The 21,485-nt window shown below is 69.9% G+C and carries 20 protein-coding genes; 15 read left to right on the top strand and 5 right to left on the bottom strand.

All coding sequences use genetic code 11. The annotated features are described in order from the left end of the window. The 4 genes from ACFQY2_RS02350 to ACFQY2_RS02335 are packed head-to-tail and all read left to right on the top strand — an operon-like array spanning position 1 to position 4,222. Positions 1-1,035 carry a permease gene (locus ACFQY2_RS02350; RefSeq protein WP_378745008.1) on the top strand — a complete coding sequence of 345 codons (1,035 nt, stop codon included), beginning with the start codon at positions 1-3 and terminating at the stop codon, positions 1,033-1,035. Then, complete coding sequence (locus tag ACFQY2_RS02345; protein ID WP_378744004.1) at positions 1,028-1,819, top strand: TIGR03943 family putative permease subunit; 792 nt, start codon at positions 1,028-1,030, stop codon at positions 1,817-1,819. The genes ACFQY2_RS02350 and ACFQY2_RS02345 overlap by 8 nt, the downstream gene beginning before the upstream one ends. Then, positions 1,809-3,536 (top strand): hypothetical protein, encoded by a 1,728-nt coding sequence (locus ACFQY2_RS02340; protein WP_378744003.1) that lies wholly within the window; start codon positions 1,809-1,811, stop codon positions 3,534-3,536. The genes ACFQY2_RS02345 and ACFQY2_RS02340 overlap by 11 nt, the downstream gene beginning before the upstream one ends. After that, positions 3,533-4,222 (top strand): DNA-3-methyladenine glycosylase, encoded by a 690-nt coding sequence (locus tag ACFQY2_RS02335; protein ID WP_378744002.1) that lies wholly within the window; start codon positions 3,533-3,535, stop codon positions 4,220-4,222. The genes ACFQY2_RS02340 and ACFQY2_RS02335 overlap by 4 nt, the downstream gene beginning before the upstream one ends. Positions 4,223-4,279: 57 nt before the next feature. Here the strand turns inward: ACFQY2_RS02335 and ACFQY2_RS02330 are convergent, their stop codons facing one another. Both ACFQY2_RS02330 and ACFQY2_RS02325 read right to left on the bottom strand, forming a co-directional pair. After that, on the bottom strand, positions 4,280-5,281 hold the full coding sequence (locus tag ACFQY2_RS02330; RefSeq protein ID WP_378744001.1) for a LacI family DNA-binding transcriptional regulator: 1,002 nt from the start codon (positions 5,279-5,281) through the stop codon (positions 4,280-4,282). Beyond that, entirely contained in the window at positions 5,271-6,479 is a 1,209-nt protein-coding gene (locus ACFQY2_RS02325; RefSeq protein ID WP_378744000.1) for a Gfo/Idh/MocA family protein, read from the bottom strand. The genes ACFQY2_RS02330 and ACFQY2_RS02325 overlap by 11 nt, the downstream gene beginning before the upstream one ends. Positions 6,480-6,689: 210 nt before the next feature. Between ACFQY2_RS02325 and ACFQY2_RS02320 the strand changes: the two genes are divergently transcribed. The 3 genes from ACFQY2_RS02320 to ACFQY2_RS02310 are packed head-to-tail and all read left to right on the top strand — an operon-like array spanning position 6,690 to position 9,783. Next, positions 6,690-7,943 carry an ABC transporter substrate-binding protein gene (locus ACFQY2_RS02320; RefSeq protein WP_378743999.1) on the top strand — a complete coding sequence of 418 codons (1,254 nt, stop codon included), beginning with the start codon at positions 6,690-6,692 and terminating at the stop codon, positions 7,941-7,943. Beyond that, on the top strand, positions 7,940-8,902 hold the full coding sequence (locus ACFQY2_RS02315) for a carbohydrate ABC transporter permease (protein WP_378743998.1): 963 nt from the start codon (positions 7,940-7,942) through the stop codon (positions 8,900-8,902). The genes ACFQY2_RS02320 and ACFQY2_RS02315 overlap by 4 nt, the downstream gene beginning before the upstream one ends. Beyond that, the gene (locus tag ACFQY2_RS02310) at positions 8,899-9,783 is read left to right on the top strand and encodes a carbohydrate ABC transporter permease (protein WP_378743997.1); all 885 of its coding nucleotides are present in this window, start codon (positions 8,899-8,901) and stop codon (positions 9,781-9,783) included. Before ACFQY2_RS02315 ends, ACFQY2_RS02310 begins: the two co-directional genes overlap by 4 nt. A gap of 8 nt (positions 9,784-9,791) precedes the next feature. Here the strand turns inward: ACFQY2_RS02310 and ACFQY2_RS02305 are convergent, their stop codons facing one another. After that, positions 9,792-10,415 carry a TetR/AcrR family transcriptional regulator gene (locus ACFQY2_RS02305; protein WP_378743996.1) on the bottom strand — a complete coding sequence of 208 codons (624 nt, stop codon included), beginning with the start codon at positions 10,413-10,415 and terminating at the stop codon, positions 9,792-9,794. Positions 10,416-10,449: 34 nt separating this feature from the next. Here ACFQY2_RS02305 and ACFQY2_RS02300 point away from each other — a divergent pair, with 34 nt between their 5' ends. From ACFQY2_RS02300 to ACFQY2_RS02265, 8 genes are all read left to right on the top strand, one after another. Beyond that, a complete protein-coding gene (locus ACFQY2_RS02300) occupies positions 10,450-11,859 on the top strand; it encodes a glycosyltransferase (RefSeq protein WP_378743995.1) in 1,410 nt (469 codons plus the stop codon). Positions 11,860-11,920: 61 nt separating this feature from the next. Next, entirely contained in the window at positions 11,921-13,288 is a 1,368-nt protein-coding gene (locus ACFQY2_RS02295; RefSeq protein WP_378743993.1) for an FAD-binding oxidoreductase, read from the top strand. Between the two features lie 202 nt (positions 13,289-13,490). Next, complete coding sequence (gene rpmB / locus ACFQY2_RS02290; protein ID WP_045271470.1) at positions 13,491-13,727, top strand: 50S ribosomal protein L28; 237 nt, start codon at positions 13,491-13,493, stop codon at positions 13,725-13,727. After that, on the top strand, positions 13,727-13,897 hold the full coding sequence (rpmG, locus tag ACFQY2_RS02285; RefSeq protein ID WP_066082388.1) for a 50S ribosomal protein L33: 171 nt from the start codon (positions 13,727-13,729) through the stop codon (positions 13,895-13,897). Before rpmB ends, rpmG begins: the two co-directional genes overlap by 1 nt. 3 nt (positions 13,898-13,900) lie before the next feature. Continuing rightward, entirely contained in the window at positions 13,901-14,206 is a 306-nt protein-coding gene (rpsN, locus tag ACFQY2_RS02280; protein ID WP_378743992.1) for a 30S ribosomal protein S14, read from the top strand. A 255-nt stretch (positions 14,207-14,461) separates the two neighbouring features. Continuing rightward, a complete protein-coding gene (locus ACFQY2_RS02275; protein ID WP_378743991.1) occupies positions 14,462-15,286 on the top strand; it encodes a DUF559 domain-containing protein in 825 nt (274 codons plus the stop codon). A 311-nt stretch (positions 15,287-15,597) separates the two neighbouring features. Continuing rightward, positions 15,598-15,885: an HU family DNA-binding protein gene (locus ACFQY2_RS02270; RefSeq protein ID WP_285638350.1), complete on the top strand. Its 288-nt coding sequence runs from the start codon at positions 15,598-15,600 to the stop codon at positions 15,883-15,885. A gap of 129 nt (positions 15,886-16,014) precedes the next feature. Continuing rightward, positions 16,015-18,036 (top strand): cytochrome c oxidase assembly protein, encoded by a 2,022-nt coding sequence (locus tag ACFQY2_RS02265; protein ID WP_378743990.1) that lies wholly within the window; start codon positions 16,015-16,017, stop codon positions 18,034-18,036. Between the two features lie 71 nt (positions 18,037-18,107). On the opposite strand, the gene ACFQY2_RS02260 is transcribed toward ACFQY2_RS02265, so the two are convergent. Further along, positions 18,108-20,438, bottom strand: a complete 2,331-nt coding sequence (locus ACFQY2_RS02260; RefSeq protein WP_378743989.1) for a beta-glucosidase — start codon at positions 20,436-20,438, stop codon at positions 18,108-18,110. Further along, positions 20,435-21,484, bottom strand: coding sequence for a LacI family DNA-binding transcriptional regulator (locus ACFQY2_RS02255; RefSeq protein ID WP_378743988.1), 1,050 nt, complete (start codon positions 21,482-21,484; stop codon positions 20,435-20,437). Before ACFQY2_RS02255 ends, ACFQY2_RS02260 begins: the two co-directional genes overlap by 4 nt. Between the last annotated feature and the right edge of the window lies 1 nt (position 21,485).

The following is a 21,485-nucleotide window of genomic DNA, read 5'->3' as shown; positions in this document are numbered from 1 at the left end:
ATGCCGCAGGGGCCGTCCACCGGCACGCCGCACGCGCATCGTCATCCACAGCGCCGGGTTCCCCTCGGCACCGCGCTCGCTGTCGGTCTCGGCATCCTCGTCGTGCTGGTCCTCATCGACGCCTTCGCCCCGACCCTCTTCCCCGAGGCGCTGCCCGATCGGGCTCAGGACGGCCTGACCCTCTCGCTGAGCGTGCTCATCGAGGCTCTGCCCTGGGTGATCCTCGGCGTCGTGCTGTCGATCGTCGTACAGGTGTGGCTGCCATCCGACGCCGTGCAGCGCTGGCTGCCTGGCAACGCCTGGCTGCGTCGGGCGGTGCTGTCGCTGCTGGGCATGTTCATCCCGGTGTGCGAGTGCGGCAACGTCCCGTTCGCGCGGGGCCTGCTGATGCGCGGGCTCGCCCCCGCCGAGGCACTGACATTCCTCGTCGCCGCACCCATCGTCAATCCGATCGTCATCCTCACCACGCACGCCGCGTTCGGCTGGGACGGCGGCGTGCTCGTCGCGCGTCTCGTCGGCGGCTACCTGATCGCGAACCTCATCGGCTGGATCTACAGCCGCCACTCCGACCCGCAGTCGCTGCTCACCGCCCGCTTCGTGGAGACGTGCGAGCAGGCCGCCCACGAACCCGGCACCCCCGTGCGCCGCAGTCTGGTCCACTTCCTCGTCGAGCTGCGTGCCGTGATGCCCGCCCTCGTGGTCGGCTCGGCGCTCGCCGGTGCGGTGCAGGTGCTCGTCCCGCGCGACGTGCTGCTGGGGATCGGCTCGAACCCGGTGCTGTCGATCCTGGCGATGGTCGCGCTGGCCATGACGGTGGCCATCTGCTCGAACGTCGACGCGTTCTTCGCGCTGTCCTTCGCGTCGACCTTCTCCACGGGTGCGATCATCGCGTTCCTGCTGGTCGGTCCGCTGGTCGACGTGAAGATGCTCGCGCTGCTGCGCACGACGTTCACCGGACGCGTGCTCGCCGGCCTGGTCGGCATCGTGGTGCTCTCGGCGTGCGCCATCGGGATCGGGGTGAACGTCCTTGGCTGACTCCCGTACCCCCACTGTCGACGCCCCCTCTCGCCGGCACGCCCTGGTGACCCGCTGGCTGGGCGTCGGGCTGGCGACCGTCATCTCGGTCGTGACACTGGGTCTCGGTGCGACCGGGCGCCTCACCCTCTACATCAGCCCCGAGACCGTGTGGTTCGCCTGCGCGGCCGCCGTGGTCACGCTGGTCGTCGCGGTGTGGTCGTGCACGCTGCCGCTCGGTGCGGAGGGCGATCACGATCACGATCACGGTGAGGCCGCCTCGGGCGCGCATGCCCTGCGGCACCGGATGCTGCAGACCGCAGCCGCCGTGAGCGGCGGAGTGATCGCATCGGGTGTGGTCCTCGCCGGGCTCGTGCTGCCCCCGGCATCCCTCTCCGCCCAACTGGCCATGTCGCGCTCCGGCGAGGTGCCGGTGCTGTTCGCCGGCGCCGACGACGTCACCCTCGGCGTGGCTGACACGACCACGTTCGGCGTGGGCGACTGGGCGAGTGCGTTCGCGACCGCGACCCGTCCGGAGAACTACGACGGCGCGGCCGTGACGCTGACCGGCTTCGTCACCCCGGGGGAGGGGGATGCCGTCGGCCTGACCCGCATGACCATCACGCACTGCGTGATCGACGCGCAGCCGGCGACCGTGCCGCTCGGGGGAGTCACCGAGAAGTACGCCACTGGCCAATGGGTGGAGGTCACCGGGACGGTGCGCGCGGAAGCAGGCGGAACGCTGCGCATCGAGCCCACCTCGGTGAAGAAGATCGCCGAGCCGAAGGATCCGTATGAGTACTGACGGACCCGGGGCGGACGAGTCCGGCCCGCCGCTCACCCGCGCCCAGCTGCGCGCACTCCGCGCGGCCGAGGAGGCTGAGGCGGTTCGGCATCCGGTGCCGTCCGTCCCACTGCCCACGACTCCCGTGCAGACCGCCGCCGCACCGGCGGACCTGGTCCCGCGTGTCGGTGCGCCCGCGGAGACCCCCGATCCCCCTCGCGGAGGTGACCCGGCACGCCCGGACCCGGAGGACCCGGCACGCACGGACCCGGAGGACCCGGCAAGCCCCGCAGACCCGGCACGCACCGCGCCGCGGCACCGCTCCGCTTCGCCGTCCGACCGCGGCGCAGGATCGAAGGATCGCCGCCCCCGCGACCGGCGCTTCGCCGTCACGATGATGTCGGTGCTCGGCGCGCTCGCGCTGGTGGTCGCCGTGCTGGGCACCGTGAGCCTCGTGCAGGGACCGCGCATCGCGCAGGTGCAGGTCGACGCGCAGCAGGCGATCGAGACCTCGGGCAGCAGGCTCATCCTCAGCGCGAATCAGCGTCTGGAGCCGATCGACCCGGCACAGGTCACCGTGTCGCCCGCCGTTCCCTTCACGGTGGACGCGGCCGGACGCAGCATCGGCGTCCGCTTCACCGTGCCGCTGGACGACGCGACGTCCTACACCGTCTCCGTCGCGGGCGCCGCGGCCGCCGGCGGGGGACCGACCGCCGACCTGACCACGAGCTTCACCACTCCCGCGTCGCGCATCCTCCTGCTGCAGCGCTCGGTCGACGAGGACGACAAGATCTTCTCGACCGACCTCACCGGAAAGCGGGCGGCGCCGGTCTTCGCGCATCCGCACATCGACGACTACCGGGCCGCTGCCAACCTGCTCGTCGTCGCGGTGGAGGACGAGGACGGCTCGCATCTGCTCGTGATGAACCGCGACGGATCCGACCGGCGGGAGCTGAAGCTCCCCGGCGAGGGGTTCGTGTCCTCGGTGCAGGTCTCGGATCGCGGCGGGCTCGTCGGTTACAGCTACTCCGATCGTGAGCTCACCGAGACGTCGGGGCGCGCCAGCGTCCTGGTGACCCAGCCGCTCAGCGGTAAGGGGGAGCCGCGGATCGTCCAGGTCGACGGCAAGGAGGCCAGCGTCGCCGAGTGGCAGTTCGTCCCGGATTCGTCGTCGCTGCTGTTCATCGACTTCAACGGCGCGCTGGGCGTGGAGGATCGCAGCACCGATGCCGGGGTGCAGGGGATGGGCATCGCGGCCAGCATCCTCGGCGTCAGCCGCGGCACTTACACGGCGATCGTGGAGCGCTCGGACGGGAGCATCGTGCAGCTGGATCTCACCGACGGCACGGAGTCGGCGCTGCCGGCGTCCGAGCCCGACTACGGTGACGCCGACACCATCGTCCCGTTCCCCGGGGGCACGCTGCGCCACATCGTGCAGCGCGACGACGCCGGCATGCCGACCGGCCAGGCCATCGTCCGGGTGGACGACGACGGTGCGGCGACGGTGATCTCGGACGTGAGCGGAGCGGATGCCATTCTGCAGACCTGCGTGTCCCCGAGCGGACAGTACGCGGCGGTCGTGGTGGCACCCGACCTGCCGAACAACCCCTACGACACCCTGCAGCTGCCGCTGCCCTCCACCCTGCACACCCGGCTGATCGACCTCGACGGCGACCGCGAGCTGCCCACCCTGAGCGGGTTCGACATCTCCTGGTGCGCTCAGGCGCCGCAGCCGTGAGCGGCCCGCGTCCGGTCCTGCGAGCGGACCTCGTGGACCTGCCGCTCCGGGTCGCGCCGCGCCTGCTGGGTGCGACCTTGATGACCGTGGTGGACGGTGTCGAGACGCACCTGCGGATCACCGAGGTGGAGGCCTATCACGGCAAGGGGACCGGCGACGCACCCGACCCCGGTTCGCACGCCCGGATGGGCCCCACCGCCCGCAATGCGACCATGTGGGGCGAGCCCGGGCACCTGTACGTGTACCTGAGCCACGGCATCCACTCCTGCATCAACGTGGTCTGCGGTGCCGAGGGAGAAGCGGGCGGAGTGCTGCTGCGCGCCGGGGAGGTCGTGCACGGGGCTGAGGCCGCCGCCGCGCGCCGCGGCGCCACTGTGCCGCTGGGGCGCACGGCGGCGCGCGATCTCGCCCGCGGGCCCGGAAGGCTGGGTCAGGCGTTGGGACTGCGGCACGGGCTCCACGACGGCATCGACGCCGTGACGGGTGCGGAGATGAACGGCGCCGTCGCACGACTGCTGCTGGCCGATCCCGTCGCGGACATCTCGGCCGGACCGCGGGTCGGCGTGGCGGGAATCGCCGGGACGATGGCATTCCCCTGGCGGTTCTGGATCACCGGTGACCCGACCGTCTCGCCGTTCCGGTGGGGGCGCGGCGCCGCCGATGCCGCAGCCGTACTCGGCGTCTGAGCGACATCGCCCGCGCATCGCAGGCGGCGTTGCGGCCGGCGCGCAGCCGCGCCCGGGTCAGTCGGCCGGCGCGCAGCCGCACGACTCGCGGATGCGCAGGGTGCTCGTGAAGGTCTGGTGATGCGCCACGGCCCCGGGCGTCAGCAGCGTCCGCACCGTCGTCTCGGCCATCAGTTCGAGCGGCTGCACGGCGGTGGTCAGACGGGGCCAGACGAAGTCGGCGGTGACCGTGCCGTCGAAGGACACCAGCGCGATGTCGTCCGGCACCCGGATGCCGCGCTGGCCGAACGCGGTCAGGATGCCCATCGCGATCTGATCCGACGCGGCGAGCACCGCGCGCGGCCGCACGGGGGATGCCGCCAGCTGCACGCCGACCTCGTATCCGCCCTGGTAGGAGAAGGAGGTGTGCGCGAGCGCGCCCAGCGGGAGCCGGGCTGCGGTGAGCGCTTCGCGCCAGCCGGTTTCGCGCTCGTCGTAGCGGGCGGCGCTTCCGGCGAAGGCGATGTCGCGATAGCCGTGCCCGATGAGATGCTCGGTGGCCAGGCGCGCACCGCTGCGGAAGTCGACGCCGATGCTGTGCAGGCCCTCGGTCTCACCGAACTGGCCGATGACGACCGCAGGGACGCCCAGCGTCTCGACCAGCGACTGCTCGCGCACGGTGAGCACGTCCGCGATGACGAGTCCCGCGATCTGCCGGGAGGCGAGATCGCGGATCTGCTCCGAGGTCGGCACCTGCGTGCGGTCGGAGTTGACGATCAGCAGCGAGCGACCGGCGTCGGCCGTGGCCTGGTCGAGGGCGTGGCACAGTTCGGCGAAGAACGGGTTGCGGTTGTCGTGCACGAGCAGCCCGAACATGTCGGTCGAGCCCAGCGACAGCGCGCGGGCGGCCGCATTCGGGCGGTAGCCGAGCACCCGTACGGCGTCGAGGACGCGCTCCCGGGTGAGCGGGGCGACGTTCTTCGGGCCGTCGTTGAGCACATAGCTGACGACGGCGGTGCTGACACCGGCGTAGCGGGCGACGTCCGCGCGGGTCACCGAGCGCGCGCGTTCAGGAGGCATCCGGATCCCCCATGTCGGGGATCGCGAGTCGTTCCCCGCCGCGCCGCGCAGACTCGTGCGCGATCACGCCGGGCAGGGTGAAGCGGGCCGCCTGCCAGGCGTTCACCGGCGGCAGGGTGCGGTCGTTCACCGCGCGTGCGAAATCGTCCACAAGGAAATGGTGACTGCCTTCGTGCCCGTTGTGCAACGACCGGAGCTCCACGGGGATGCGAGCGCGATCGGCCTCGTGGATCTCGGCGTAGCCCGAGACGAACGCGTCGCGCAGCGCGGGGGCCACGTGGGCCAGCGACGGATCGTCGTGGGCGACGGAGGCATGCGTGTCGATGAGCCGCGAGATGTCCTCGATCCCCTCGCGGGTCTGCCACACGGTGGTCGTCGCGAGCTGTTCGAACGAGCCCTCCGTGCCGAACCAGCGGAAGCGGGACTCGCGCAGATGCGACGGATACCCCACGCGGCGGAACTCGTTGATGCGCATCGAGCCGCCGGCGGCGAGTTCGAAGAGCGCGGTGGCGTTGGAGAAGTCGTTGTCGAACTGACTGACCGTCCGGTCGAACACCGCGTCACCCCGCTGATCCACCACCCCGACCGCCGACACGGCCGTCGCGTGGGTCGGCCAGGCACCGAGGACTCCGCCGATCGAGTGCGTCGGATAGAGCAGCGGGGGATAGCTCGCCGTCGCCCTCCAGTTCTCGCCGCCGGAGTACTGGTACGCCTCGTAGAAGCCCAGGTCCATGTCGTGGATGTAGTCGCCCTCGCCGTAGAACAGCCGCCCGAACGCCCCCTCGGCGAGCTTCCGCCTGGCGAACACCGTCGCCGGGTTGTAGTAGCTGGTCTCGCCCATCATGTACGTCAGGCCCGTCTCGCGCACCGCGTCGATGATCGCGGCGATCTCCTCGACCGTGATCGCCATGGGCACCGCCGAGTAGACGTGCTTGCCGGCACGCAGCGCCTGCACGACCAGCGGCCCGTGGGTCCAGCGCTGCGTGAAGACCGCGACCGCGTCGATCGTCGGCGACGCGATCATGTCCTCGAACGAGTCGAACGTGCCGGACAGTCCGGCGTCTCGAACGAGCTCATCGGCTCGTGAGCGGACCACGTCGGTGACGTGCACGGCGGACACGCCGGGATGGTGGTGGAAGAGCGTCGCGAACTGGCCGGCGAACTGGCCCGCCCCCACGATCCCCAGAGTGAACGCCATGGCGGAAGTCTTCCATTGCCGGTCTACGGGTGTCAACATGAGGGAGGGCCCCGGAGCCGTGCCCCTCAGAACGGCTTCGAGACCCCCTGTACCCCAGCGATCTACGCGGGTAACGTATCACGAACCGGGAGATTCCGCATCAGCCGCATGTAACGGACGGCCACGCCTGGAGACACCTGGAGACAGTGAGGACCAGACAGGATGAGATCTATGACCGCGAAGCACACCACGCCCGCCCTGGCCATCGTCGCGACTGCCGCGCTAGCGCTCACCGGATGCTCCGGCGACACCGGCGGAGGTGAGAGCGGAGGCGATGTCACGATCGAGATGCAGACCAACTTCGGCTCGACGGATCCGTCGCTGAAGGTGCTGCAGAAGATCACCGAGGCGTATGAGAAGGACAACGCGGGCGTGAAGATCGAGCTCGTGCCGTCGACTGACACGTACGAGGCCGACATGAAGGTGCGGCTGTCCTCCAACGACATCCCCGACATCTGGGCCACCCACGGGTGGTCGCTGCTGAGGTACAGCCAGTTCCTCGAACCGTTGAACGAGCAGGCCTGGGCGAAGGACTTCAACGAGGCCCTCGCGCCCGCGATGGCGAACTCCGACGGCCAGTTCTTCGCCCTGCCGATCGACACGGACGTGGCCGGCATCGTCTACAACCGCACCGTCCTGGAGGATGCCGGGATCGACCCGACCGAGCTGACGGACTGGGACGCGTTCGAGGCCGCGCTGAAGACGCTGAAGAGTGCCGGCGTCACCCCGGTCTCGTCCTCCGGGAAGGACAGCTGGTTCGCGGGGAACATCGCCGACTTCATCGGCTCGGGCGACTTCAGCGACGCCGAGCTGAAGGGATTTGCGGACGGCACCTTCGACGAGGACGGGTACACACGCATCCTCGATCACGTCGCAACCTGGCAGAAGGCCGGATGGTTCAACCCCGATTACTCGTCGGCGACGACCGATGACCTGGGGCGCTCGCTCGCCGAGGGCAAGACGGCGTTCGTGTTCGTGCAGAACTACCTGGTCGCCACCGCTCTCGGCTTCAATCCGGATGCCGATCTCGGCTACATGCCCATCCCGTCCGAGAACGGCGAGCCCTTCCTCGTCGGTGGCGAGGGCCGCGCGTACGGCGTGTCCAAGACCTCTCCGAACAAGGAGCAGGCGCTGGATTACCTGGCCTACCTGGCCGAGCCGGAGAACCTCTCCGAGCTGGCCGGCTCCATCGGCGGCATCCCGGGGCTGACCAGCGCGACGAGCGATCTCGGCGTCCTCACCGCGAGCTACGACGCGTTCGTCAAGCCCGGGGAGCTCCCGCTGAAGCCGTACTTCGACCGCGTGTATCTGCCCAACGGCATCTGGGACACCATGGTCACCACGACCGATGGTGTCATCACCGGACAGATGACACCGGCGGATGCGGTGAAGCAGATGAAGTCGAGCTACGACTCGCTGCGATGACGGCGACCGCTGCGAGAGTGCGGCCGAAACCCTCCTCCGCCCGGGCCGGCAACCGGTCCGGGCGGCGTCCCGGTCGCGCGGTCATCCCGCGGTTCGCGCGCCCGGGGCTCAATCTGCTGTACCTCCCCGCGCTCGCCGTGCTCGGCGTCTTCACCCTGTGGCCGCTGCTGAACGGGGTGCTGCTGTCGCTCTCCAACTGGGACGGATACTCACCGCAGCGCACCTTCGTCGGCGTGGACAACTATCTGCGCCTGTTCGATGACCCCAACTTCCGCACGGCGCTGGGCAACACGTTCCTCTACGGCATCGGCTCCACGATCCTGCAGCAGATCATCGGCCTCGGGCTGGCCCTCGCCCTGGACAGGGCTGTGCGCGGTCGCAGCGTCGCGCGCGCGATCATCTATCTGCCGGTGCTCGTGTCACCCGTGGTGATGGGCACGATGTACTACCTGTTCCTCTCCTACAACGGCGGCGGCCTCAACGACCTCGTCATCGCGCTGGGCGGGGAGCGCACGGCGTGGCTCAGCGACTCCGGTACCGCGGTGGCGCTGATCGTCGCCGTGAACTCGCTGCAGTTCGTGGGCATCTCCATGGTGATCTACCTGGCGGGCCTGCAATCGATCCCCACGGTGTACTACGAAGCGGCGCGCCTCGACGGCGCGAACGCCGTGCAGTCCTTCCGCCACATCACCGTGCCGATGCTCCAGCCCGCCTTCGCGACGAGCATCGTGCTGAACCTGATCGGCGGCCTGAAGCTGTTCGACGTCATCCAGGTGCTCACGGCCGGCGGCCCCGGCTACTCCACGCACTCGGTGTCGACCCTCATCGCCAAGATGTACTTCGGCAGCCAGCGCGCCGGTTACGCCTCCGCCATGGGGGTCGTGCTGTTCCTCATCATCATCGTGTTCACACTGGTGCTGAACACGATGCTGAACCGTCGACGGCTGGAGCAGCTGTGAGCGTGACATCCGCACCGTCCGCAGCGAGCACGGCGCCCGCCGCGACCAGGGCCGCCGTCCGCTCCGCGTGGCCGGCGCGGCTCGCCATCGGCGCCGGGGTGCTGTCGGCCGTGCTGCTGCAGCTGCTGCCGTTCTACATCACCGTCACCTCGGCGATGAAGGCGCGCAGCGACCTGTCCTCGCAGTGGCTGCCGCGTTTCGACGCCATCCACTGGCAGAACTTCGCCACCGCGATCGAGCAGGGCGGCATCCTGCGCGCGATCGGCAACAGCGCCATCGTGACGGTGGGAGCGACGCTGCTGGTGTGCGTGCTGGGCGCGCTCGCCGCGTATCCGCTGGCTCGTCGTCCCACGCTGTCGAACAAGCTGATCCTGGCCGGTGTTGTCGCACTCATCATGATCCCGCCGCTGTCGATCCTGGTGCCGTTGTACTCGATGATGAGCCAGTGGCACGCGATCAACACCTACTGGGGCACGATCCTGGTGATGACGGCCACCCAGCTGCCGCTGGCGATCTTCCTGTACACGGCCTTCATGCGCGCGATACCGGTCTCGATCGAGGAAGCCGCGTCGGTGGACGGGGCCAGCGCCGTGCAAGTGCTGTTCCGGGTGGTGGTGCCGATGCTGAAACCGGTGACGGCGACGGTCGTGATCCTCACCAGCGTGAACGTGTGGAACGACTACGCGCTCAGCGTGTACCTCATGCGCAGTCCGGAGATGCGCACGATCGCACCGGCCACGGCGACGTTCTTCTCGACCACGTCGAGCGACGTCGGCGCCGCCGCGGCGGCGTCCCTGCTGTCGGTGCTGCCGGTGCTGGTGGTGTACCTCGTGCTGCAGAAGTACTTCATCAAGGGGATGGTGGCGGGTTCCGAGAAGTGACCCGACGGTCAGGGCTGCAGGATCATCCGGTCCACCGCGCGGCCGAGCCAGGCCCGGTACGCGTCCTCGCTCCATCCGCTGTCCAGCACCAGCTGCGTGTAGCTCTCCGGAGAGATGAGAAAGGACAGTTCGGCGGCGAGGTCGGCGTCGTCGCGTGCGCTGCGGCACAGGCCGCGTTCGCGCAGCAGCGCGATCACCGAATCCATGTCCGCACGGCGGTTGGACTGCAGCGCGGCCAGCCGGGTGCCGACCTCGTCGTCGGATGATGCCGCCTCGAGAAGCCGGGGCCAGAGCTGCGCGACGCGCGTGTTCGCGTCGGCGACGAAGCCCAGCCAGCCGGCGGTGAACTCGTCGTCGGGAAGCGCGCGGATCCACTCCAGCCCGCTCTGCTGGCTCAGCGGAAGCTCGTTGTCCACTCCCGTGAAGGCGTGACCGAATGCCGACAGCAGCAGAGAGGCTTTCGGCCCGAGCTGCTTCACCGTCTCGACGGAGACTCCCGCCGTCCTGGCGATCTGCGCCAGCGAGGCGCCGGAATAGCCCGACGAGCGGAAGATCGCCACCGCCGCATCGAGTACGCGTTCGCGAGTCTGCGCCGCCTGCGCTTCGCGGAGGGGCGACACATAACGAGCCATTGACTTTCCTTAAGGGGTAGTGAATACTTCCAGCATGTCTTCAACATCCTATCTGGTGCCGTCGCCTTCGCCGTCCTCGACGACGCCGATGTCGTTGCTGATCTGCTGCACTCCCGTGCACGGTCACGTCCTGCCGCTCGTGGCCGTGGCGCGCGCCCTCACCGCAGCCGGCCACGACGTGCGCTTCCTCACCGGAGCGCGGTACCGCGCCCTCGTCGAGCAGACCGGCGCGCGATGGATTCCGCTTCCTGCCGAGGCCGACTACGACGACCGCGACATGGATACCGCCTTTCCGGGTCGGGTCGGTCGGCGCGGCGTCGACGGCGCTCGCTGGGACCTGCGCAACATCTTCCTCGAGCCCGCGCCCGCGCAGCTGCGCGCGGTCGACGAGCAGCTGCGGGTGCGGCCGGTGGATGCGGTGCTGGCGGAGAGCATGTTCCTCGGGGCGATGCTGCTGCTGTGCCGCCCGGCCGCGGCGCGCCCGCCGGTCATCAACCTCGGCATCGTCCCGCTGGGCCTGCGCAGCCGTGACACCGCTCCCTTCGCCCTCGGCATCCCCCCGCTCCCGGGCCCGTTGGGCCGGCTGCGCAACGCGGCACTGAACGCGGTGACCGACCGGCTGGTGTTCGCTGAACTGCAGCGTGACGCGGAGCGGATGGCGCTGGCCGAGACCGGTGCTGCGCTGACAGCGCCGGCCATGAACTATCCGGCCCTGGCCGATGCCGTCGTGCAGTTCACCGTGCCGTCGTTCGAGTATCCGCGCAGCGATCTGCCCGTGCCGGTGCACTTCGTCGGCCCGGTGTCGGTCAGCTCGGTGTCGGTCGGCTCGGTGTCGGTCGGCCCGGTGTCGGTCGGCTCGGTGCCATCGGAGGGGGCTTCGGACGCCGCGCCTGCCCGTGAGCCGGGCGCCCTCCCCGACTGGTGGGACGATCTCGACGGGCGCCGGGTGGTGCACGTCACTCAGGGCACCGTCGCGAACGCGGATCTCGGTGAGCTGGTGCTGCCCACGCTGAGCGCGCTCGCCGAGGAGGACCTGCTCGTGGTCGTCTCCACCGGCGGGCGTCCGGTGCCGCAAGGCGCCCTGCCGCCGAATGCACGGATCGCGGAGTACCTTCCCTACGACCTGCTGTTCCCTCGTCTGGGGGCGTTCGTCACGAACGGCGGATACGGCGGCGTGCATCACTCCCTCGCCCGCGGAGTGCCGATCGTCGCTGCGGGCAGCACGGAGGACAAGGCGGAGGTGTCCGCGCGCGTCGCCTGGAGCGGTGCGGGACTGCGCGTGCGCCGAGTGTCGCCGGAAAGCATCCGCGATGCCGTCCGGCGGGTTCTGCACGAGCCGTCGTTCCGTGAGAACGCCGCGCGCATCGGCGCGGAGATCTCCGCCGCGCCGGGGCCGTCCGGCATCGAACCCGTCCTGCGCGGTCTCGTCGCGCGCGCAGGCTGACCCGACCGCGGCGCCGTCTGCGTCGCAGCGGAAACGTTCCACCACTGGGAATCGAGGAACCATGAACACCGATCAATCCGCCGTCTCGAAGATCGAAGAGCTGCGGGGACGGCTGCACGGCGAGCTGCACCTGCCGGGGGAGGCGGGCTGGGACGCGGCGCGGGGCGCGTGGCAGCTCCTCGCGGACCAGCGTCCCGATGCGGTCGTGGAAGCCGCCGACGTGCAGGACGTCGTCGAGGCGGTGCGTGCGGCCCGAGCGCTGGGACTCGGCGTCGCACCTCAGTCCACCGGTCATGCGGCTGGCACGCTGCCCGGTCTGGCAGGAACGATCCTGTTGCGGACCTCCCGCCTGGATGACGTCAGCATCGATCCGGTCGCGGGGACGGCCAGGGTCGAAGCGGGCGCACGGTGGGGCGCGGTGGCGGCTGGGGCCGCCGCGCACGGCCTCGCGCCGGTCGCCGGGATGGCGGCCGGCGTGGGGGTCGTCGGCCTCCTGCTCGGTGGTGGACTGGGGTGGTTCGCGCGATCGCACGGCCTCGCCTCGAACGCGGTCATCGCCGTCGAGGCGGTGGATGCGCAGGGGCGGATGCTGACGATCGACGAGCACCGGCATCCCGAACTGCTCTGGGCCGCGCGCGGCGGTGCTCTGCCGGTGATCGTCACGGCCGTCGTCATCCGGCTGCATGCGGTTCCGCAACTGGTCGCCGGATCGCTGCTGTGGCCGGTGGAACGGACGGCGGAGGTCGCCGCGGCGTGGGCGCAGTGGACCGACGGACTGCCCCGCAGCGTCACTTCGGTGCTGCGCGTGCTGCGATTCCCGCCGATCGAGCAGATCCCCGAGCCGATGCGGGGCCGCTCGTTCGTCGGAGTCGAAGCGGCGATCCAGGAGGACGCCGAGACCACGATGCGCCTGCTCGCACCGCTGCGCGCCCTCGAGCCTGAGCAGGACAGCTTCGCGCCGATCACCGCGGCCGGGCTCGCGGCGGTGCACGGCGATCCGCCGGATCCGGTGCCGGGGCACGGTGATTCGCTGCTGATCGCCGCGATCACTCCGGAGCTCATCGATGCGCTGGTGAGTGCGGTGGGCGAGCCGATCGCCGCGCCCCTGCTGTCGATCGAACTGCGCCACCTCGGCGCAGCCGCATCCGATGCGTCCGGCGACGGCGCGGTGACGACACTCGAGGGCGACGCCCTGGTGTACGTGGTCGGCATCGTGCCGTCCGCCGAGGCGCTGGAGCCGGTGCGCACCGCAGCGGATGCGGTGCTCTCCCGCCTGCGTCCGTTCGGCTCCGCACGAAGCGTGAAGACCTTCACCGAGCGCCCGGCAGCCGCCGAATCGCTGTATGGTCCGTCGACGCAGCGCCTGCGCGACATCCGCTCCGCATGGGACGAGGACGGTCTGCTGCGGGTCGGGCATCCGCTGACCTGACCGGGGGAAGGGCGTGATACCGGCATCCGCTGCCCGCGTGCTAAACTGACTCCTTGTCTGCGCGCTCTCCTGTGCGCAGTTCGCATCCCACTCCTCACCATCCGGTCCCTGAGCTTGTCGAAGGGCTGTGCGTGCGGGCGGGGTGCAGACAAGGGATCTTGGGTGGGGCCGTCCGGCCTCACGGTAATGAAGGAGTAATCACATGGCAGCAGTGTGCCAGGTGACAGGAGCTGTTCCCGGCTTCGGTCACAACATCTCGCACTCGCACCGCCGGACGAAGCGCCGCTTCGACCCGAACGTGCAGAAGAAGACGTACTTCGTGCCGTCGCTGGGTCGTAAGATCACGCTCAACGTGTCCGCCAAGGGCATCAAGGTGATCGACGCGCGCGGCATCGAGAAGGTCGTCGCGGACCTCCAGGCGAAGGGTGTGAAGCTCTAATGGCCAAGAAGGCTCAGGACGTCCGTCCGATCATCAAGCTCCGTTCGACGGCAGGCACCGGTTACACCTACGTGACCAAGAAGAACCGTCGCAACACCCCCGACCGTCTCGTGCTGAAGAAGTACGACCCGGTCATCCGCAAGCACGTCGAATTCCGAGAGGAGCGTTAAGACATGGCCAAGAAGAGCAAGATCGCCAAGAATGAGCAGCGCAAGGTCATCGTCGCCCGCTACGCGGAGCGTCGTGCCGAGCTGAAGAAGACCCTGGTCGACCCGACCGCCACCGACGAGGCCCGTGAGGCCGCTCGCGTCGGTCTGCAGAAGCTGCCGCGCAACGCGTCGCCGGTTCGCGTCCGTTCGCGCGACGCCATCGACGGCCGCCCCCGTGGTGTCCTCACGAAGTTCGGCATCTCGCGTGTCCGCTTCCGTGACATGGCGCACCGCGGCGAGCTGCCCGGCATCACCAAGTCGAGCTGGTAAGCAGTCGCTTCCAAGGGGCGGGGATCTTCGGATCCTCGCCCCTTTCGCGTCCCGTGGCGCTCTTGTCCGCACCCGCTCGGGAGGAGAACTCCCTGTGGGGAGGACGGTCGTCGCGCAGCGCTCCTCCCGAGCGCGAGTTCTCCTCCGGAGCGGGGGCGCCCGTGTCGTCCTGCACAATCGCGAGCGCCGGCGATTTGTCCCCAGAACGCGGGATCGGGGACTTCGGATGCTGTCGCGCGGGGCCACGATCGACCCATGGATGTCCTGGACGCGCTCGCGCAGTACGACGGAGTGGCCCCCATCGACGCCCTGCGCCGGCTGGGCGTCACCGCTCACGCTCTGCGTAGAGCGCGCGAGCGCGGCTGGATCCTCTCGATTCGTCGCGGATGGGTGGCGCGCGCCGGCGCTGATCGGATGCTGGTGGCCGCAGCCAAGCGCGGAGTGGTGCTCAGCTGCATCACCCTCGCCGCACGGCGCGACCTGTGGGTGCTCGACTCCTCGACACCGCACCTCGCCGCCCCGCCGCACGCTGGGCACGTCGCGGTGAAGAGCGGGGTGGTGCACTGGAGCGTGCCGCTCTTCCCTCGGCATCCGGACTCCTGTGAGGACTCGTTGGAGAACGCGCTCGTGCTGGTGGCGCGCTGCCGCCCGCACGAGGAGGCGCTCGCTGTCTGGGAGTCGGCACTCAAGAGCGGACTGGTGGATCCCGGCATCCTCGCGCGGGCACCGCTGCCACCCGACGCCAAGCGGATGCTGCAGCATGCGACGCCCTTCGCGGATGCCGGCACGGAGACGATCTTCCGTACGCGCCTACGGTGGCTGCGCGTGCCCATCACTCCCCAGGTCTGGCTGCTGGGGCATCGGGTCGACTTCCTGATCGGTGATCGCCTCGTCGTACAGATCGACGGAGGCCATCACGTCGGTGCGCAGCGCACCAGCGACATCGCCCATGACGCGCTGCTCAAGCTGCACGGGTACCACGTCATCCGCATCAGCTACTCGCAGCTCATGAATCGCTGGCACGAGGTGCAGGCCTCGATCCTGGCCGCGATCGCGCAGCGCCTGCACCTCGCCGCCTGAGTCCCTTGCTCCCCACTCCCGCTCGGGCGGAGAACTCTCGGATGGGAGGAGGATGCTCGCGCTGGGCTCCTCCCGAGCGGGAGTTCTCCTCCCGAGCAGGGGAGGCGCGGAGGGTCGCTGGCCCGGCATCGAACCCCCGAAATGTGAAAAATGTGACTGCTGAGGCGCGACACACCGAGAAAACAGCCCGAAACCCGCGAAATGACGGGGATTTCGTGCTTGCGGTTGATACATTCAAGGCGGTCGATCGACCGACGGGGGTCTCCCCCGAAATCAACACGATGCGGCGGACGTCGTCGCTGGAGGATGACATGGCTGACAAGTCCATCACCAAGACCGAGCTCGTCGCGAGCATCGCTTCCGCAACCGGCGAGAGCCAGGCCACCGTTTCGCGCGTCCTCGACTCGCTCTTCGGCACCGTCTCCGACGCTGTCGCCAAGGGCAGCAAGGTCTCGATCCCGGGCTGGATCTCGTTCGAGCAGGTGGCGACCGCTGCGCGCACCGGCCGCAACCCGCAGACCGGCGCCGAGATCAAGATCCCCGCCGGCAAGCGCGTCAAGGTCACCGCAGGCTCCAAGCTGAAGGCTGCCGTCAAGTAAGACCGCTGCTGCTGGATCTGCCAGCGCGGAGAGGCCGTCCCTGCGGGGGCGGCCTCTCTCGTGCCCGCAGGTGCTGTGCAGGCATCCGTCTCCCGCGTCGTGCACAGGCATCCGCCGTAGGCTGGGGGAGTGAAGTCTTACCGTCTCGCCGGCCTCGCGATCCTCATCGCCGGCGCGACCGCGGGGGTCCTCGTGGCGTTCGTCGTGGGTGGGGCCGCCGTGCCGCCCAAGCTGCTGGATCCCGGCCCCGTCGTCATGTGGGGTCTGCCCATCGTCAAGATGGTCGCCAACCTCTCCGGGGCGGCGATGCTGGGCGCGCTGGTGCTCGCCCTGTTCGCCCTGCGCAGCGGCACCCGCCCGTACGACATCGCCCTGGACACCGCGTCCGTCGGAGCGGCGCTGTTCACCGTGACCTCCGCCATCGCCGCGGTCATGACGCTCCTCGCCGCCTTCAACCCCAAGCTCTCGGCGGATCGTTCGTTCGGAGAGCAGCTGGGGATGTTCCTGCTGACCCTTCCGCTCGGTCAGGCGTGGCTGATCACCGTGCTCATGGGGGCGGTCATCACCCTGCTCGCCTTCGGCTGGCGCGGCTGGACGGGAACGCTCATGACGGCGGTGCTCGCGGCGGCGGCGTTCCTTCCCCTCGCGACCCAGGGTCACTCCGGCGACCTGGCGGGACACAACGTCGCGGTCAACGCGATCCTGCTGCACACGATCGGCGCTGCCGTGTGGATCGGCGGTCTGATGCTGCTGGTGATCCTGCGCGGCGTCGGCGGCACGAGCGCGAAGACGAAGACCAAGAACGCGAAGACGGATGCCGTCGACCTGCCGCTGCTGATCAGCCGGTACTCGTCGCTCGCACTGGCCGCTTTCGTCGTCGTCGCGATCTCGGGCATCGCCCGCACCGTCGTGGCGGTCGGCTCGTGGGAGGAGATGTTCTCGCCGTACGGCCTGATCGTCATCGGCAAGGCGATTCTGCTGATCGGCCTCGGCCTGTTCGGCGCCTGGTACCGCCGCCGACTCATCCCGCACTTCTCCGGAGCGAAGGGGAAGCGCTCGTTCTGGACGCTGGTCCTCGGCGAGCTGGCGCTGATGGGGGCCGCGTCCGGTGCCGCGTCGGCGCTCGCCCGCACCCCACCGCCGCAGGGCGAGACGGCGCCCGCCGTGCAGACGGCGGCCGAGAGGCTCGCGCGCAGCCCGCTGCCGCCGGAACTGACGCTCGACCGATGGTTCACCTCGCACGACGTCGACATCCTGTGGGTGGTGGCTGTCGGCTTCGGCGTCTTCCTGTACGCGGTGGGCGTCGTGCGGCTTCGGGCGCGGGGCGACCGCTGGCCGGTGCAGCGCACGATCTTCTGGATGGCCGGGATGCTGCTGCTGCTCTGGGTCACCTGCGGTCCCATCAACCTGTACCAGGAGTACCTGTTCAGCGTCCACATGCTCGGCCACATGGTGCTGAGCATGGCCATTCCGCTGCTGCTGGTGAGCGGTGCCCCCATCACGCTGGCGCTGCGCGCGATCCACAAGCGCGATGACGGCACGCGAGGCGCACGGGAATGGATCCTCTGGGCGGTGCACTCGCCCTACTCGCGCGTGATCACGCATCCGTTCGTGGCGGCCGGGATCTTCATCGTGTCGCTGTGGGCGTTCTACTTCACCGATCTGGTCAGGTGGTCGATGTACGACCACCTCGGTCACGAGTGGATGGTCGTGCACTTCCTCATCTCGGGCTACCTGTTCGTGATGACTCTGGTCGGGGCGGATCCGATCCCGTACCGGCTGCCGCATGCGGGCCGCATCATCACCCTCATCGCCATCATGGCCATGCACGCGTTCTTCGGCATGGCGATCATGATGCAGTCGGGCCTGATGGTCGCCGAGTGGTTCGGATCCATGGGGCGCACCTGGGGACCGACGCCGATGGAGGACCAGTACATCGGCGGCGGCATCGCCTGGTCGGTCGGTGAGATCCCGACGCTGATCCTGGCGATCACGGTGGCGATCCAGTGGTCCCGGTCGGATGCCAAGCTGCAGCGTCGCCGGGACCGGTTCATCGATCGGGCGGGCGATGCGGAGCTGGACGAGTACAACGAGAGGCTCGCGAAGATGGCCGCGCGCGACCTGCCCGTCGCCCAGCGCGAACCGCACTGAGCGCGCGCCTGAACCGCGCCTGACGACCCTGACGACCCGTGGTGCCCGGCATCCGCATCCGGGGTCGCGAGTCAGCTCAGCGACTGCACCTGCACCGGCGCGACGATCATCCGATCCCCGCCGACCAGCCGCGCCGACCCGGTGACCTCGATGGAGCACTCGGCATGGATCTGCTCGCTGGAGCTGCCGACCGCGAACACCAGTGCTCCGGTGTCGATCCGGCGCTGCATGTCGCCACCCGTGTAGGCGGCGAGCTCGGGGCTGATCGTGAAGGTGACGGCGGCTCGGTCCCCCGCTCCGAGGGCGACCTTGGCGTAGCCGACGAGCTTGCGCACCGGCCGCGCGATCTGCGCGAGCGGGTCCGAGACGTAGAGCTGAACGACCTCGGCGCCCGCCTGCGCGCCCGTGTTCCGCACGGTCAGCGACAGGGTGGTGGTCTCGTCGGAGGCGAGCCGGTCGGTGCCGACGGTCACCGCGTCGATCGCGAAGTCGGAGTAGCCGAGTCCGTGCCCGAAGGGGAAGGCGGGCGTCGTGGAGAGGTTGGAGATCTTGTCTATCGTGCGGGTCAACGGCGCGCCGAGGTAGAGGTGCTGAGCGCCGCTGCGGGTGCGGGGGATCTGCACGGGCAGCTTCGCCGACGGATTGACGCGGCCTGAGAGCACGCCGGCGATCGCAGCGGCCGCCTCTTCTCCGGGGATGAACGCCTGCACGGCTGCGGGCACGCTCCGCGTGGTGTGATCGAACGCGTAGGGTCGACCGCTGTTGGTGATGAGGATGATCGGCTTGCCGGTCGCGGTGACGGCGTCCACGAGCGCCGCCTGCCCGCCCGGAAGGGCGAGGTCCTCGACATCGCAGCCCTCTCCTGAGGTGCCGCGGCCGAACATGCCGGGCAGGTCTCCGACCGCGAGGATGACGATGTCGGCGGCGCGCGCGGCTTCCACAGCCGCGGGAACTCCCGACGCGTCGTCATCGAGGAAGTCGGCTCCGCGCCGGTGCACCACCTGCGCGGCGGGGAACTCGTCGCGCAGCGCATCGGTGAGAGAGGCGACCTCCACGCCCAGACCGTACTCCGGATGCCGGGGAAGGACGTGCACAGGGTAGGAGTAGCAGCCCAGGAAAGCGCGCGGGGTGTCACCGGCTGGGCCGATGACCGCGATGCTGCCGCGGAACGCCGGATCCAGTGGGAGGGCATCGTTCTCGTTGCGCAGCAGCACGATGGCGGCCTCAGCGGCCTCCCGCGCCAGGGCGCGATTGTCGGCGTCATCCAGGTCGAGGTCATCCTCCACCTGGAAATCGAAGTCCGCCTCGAGCAGGCCCAGCTCCACCTTCTGGCGCAGGACGCGACGCACGGACCGGTCGATGAGCTCCTCGTCGACGACGCCGGCGGCGACGGCGTCGGCCAGCGGGGGGAAGCACATGCCGTTCGGCAGCTCGACATCCATGCCCGCCTCGAGGGCGCGCACCCCCGCATCGGGACCGTCGGCGGCCACGCCGTGAGCGGTGGCGAGGAAGGGGACGGCCCAGTAGTCGGAGACGACCGTGCCCTCGAAGCCCCAGGTGGTGCGCAGCAGGTCGGTGAGCAGGGTGCGGTCGGCGGCCACCGGCATCCCGTCGATGTCGCTGTACGAATTCATGACGGAGCGCGCCCCGCCTTCACGCAGGGCGAGCTCGAACGGCACCAGCAGGACGTCGGCGAGCTCACGCGGGCCCGCGGAGACCGGCGCATGATTGCGCCCGGACACCGAGGCGGAGTAGCCGACGAAATGCTTCAGCGTCGCGATGACCCCGGCCTCCTCCAGTCCGCGCACGTACGCCGCGCCCACCGTGCCGACCAGAACCGGATCCTCGCCGATGGTCTCCTCGACGCGTCCCCAGCGGTAGTCGCGGACCACATCGAGCACCGGGGACAGGCCCTGGTGCACGCCGAGCGCACGCAGGTCGGCGCCGATGGTCTCGCTGATGCGCTGCACGAGCGCCGGGTCGAAGGATGCGCCCCAGGACAGCGGGGCGGGGTACACGGTCGCACCGACCGCGTTGACACCGGTGAGGCACTCCTCGTGGGCGATCGCAGGCAGGCCGAGCCGGGACTGCTCGATGAGCTCGCGCTGGCGGTCGCGCAGGCGCCGGCGCACCGCGACGGTCGTATCGGGGGTCGTCCCGACCACCCGGGTGAAGTGGCCGAGACCGCGCGGGGCGACCTTCTCGAACGGCGGTCGCCCTGCACCCAGGGTGTCCTGCATGGGGGCGACGACTTCTCCGGCATCCCGCCGATCGAACCAGTAGCCGGTGAGCTGCGCCACCTTCTCCTCGAGGGTCATCGCGCCCAGAAGCGCCTCGACGCGTGCGTCGGCGGGGAGGTCGGTGCGCTGCCAGGCGGCGGCGGAGGAATGCTGCTGTGTCACGGATGGTCCTGGGGTGCGGGAGGAGCGGTGGATTCGCGGACGACGAGACGCGTCGCCAACTCGATGTGGTGGGAGTCGAGGCGCTTGCCGGCGGCCAGGCGCTGCACGGTGCGCAGGCAGACCCGTCCGATGTCCTGCAGCGGCTGGTAGACGGAGGTCAGCGGCGGGTGCGCCCAGGCGGCCACATAGGTGTCGTCATAGCCGACGACGCTGAGGTCCTCCGGCACGCGCAGTCCGAGTCGGCGTGCCGCCTCCAGGACCCCCAGTGCCTGGGCATCGCTGGAGGCGACGATCCCCGTCGGGCGGTCGGGAAGGGCCAGCCAGCCCTCCGCGATCGCCTGCGCGCTGTCGTGCTCGAAGTGCGTGTGCGCGACGAAACGCGGGTCGACGGTCACCGCCGCCGATTCGGCGGCGGATCGGAAGCCGTCCATCCGTGCCACCGCGCTGACCGACGTCTCGGGTCCGCCGAGCATGGCCAGCCGGCGGTGGCCGAGGCCGATCAGGTACTCGGTGGCACTGCGTCCACCGATCCAGTTGGTCGACCCGACCGACACCACGGGGGCGCCTTCGACGCGGAGGGGGTCGACGAAGACGACCGGGATGCCGGATTCGGTGATCGCGGCATAGGTCGTGTCGGACACCTCGGCCGTGACGATGATCGCGCCCATGCGCTCGGCATCGACGAGTCGACCGATGATGTCGGCGTCGGCGTCGGCGTCGGTTCGGCGGAAGCGTCCGACGACGATGTCCACTCCGGCTGCCTCGGCGGCCAGGGTGACGCCCCGCAGGATCTCCATCGCATAGGGGCTGGTCAGCACGTCCACGAGGAACTCGACGGTCGGCCGTGAGCGCGGCGCCGCACCGTGGATCGGGTCGTAACCTGTCGCGGCGATCGCCGCCTCGACGCGCGCGCGGGTGGCTGCCGAGACGTCGCGGCGACCGTTGATGGCCTTCGACGCGGTGGACGGGGACACACCGGCGTGCCTGGCGACGTCGGCCAGCGTCGCTCTGCCGCGGGGCACGGTGTCGCGGGATGTGTCGTTCATG

Origin of the sequence: Microbacterium sp. GCM10027623, assembly GCF_042666935.1 — a bacterium.
In the GTDB taxonomy this organism is placed as follows: Bacteria; Actinomycetota; Actinomycetes; order Actinomycetales; family Microbacteriaceae; genus Microbacterium.
This window is presented reverse-complemented; position numbering and strand designations above follow the sequence as displayed.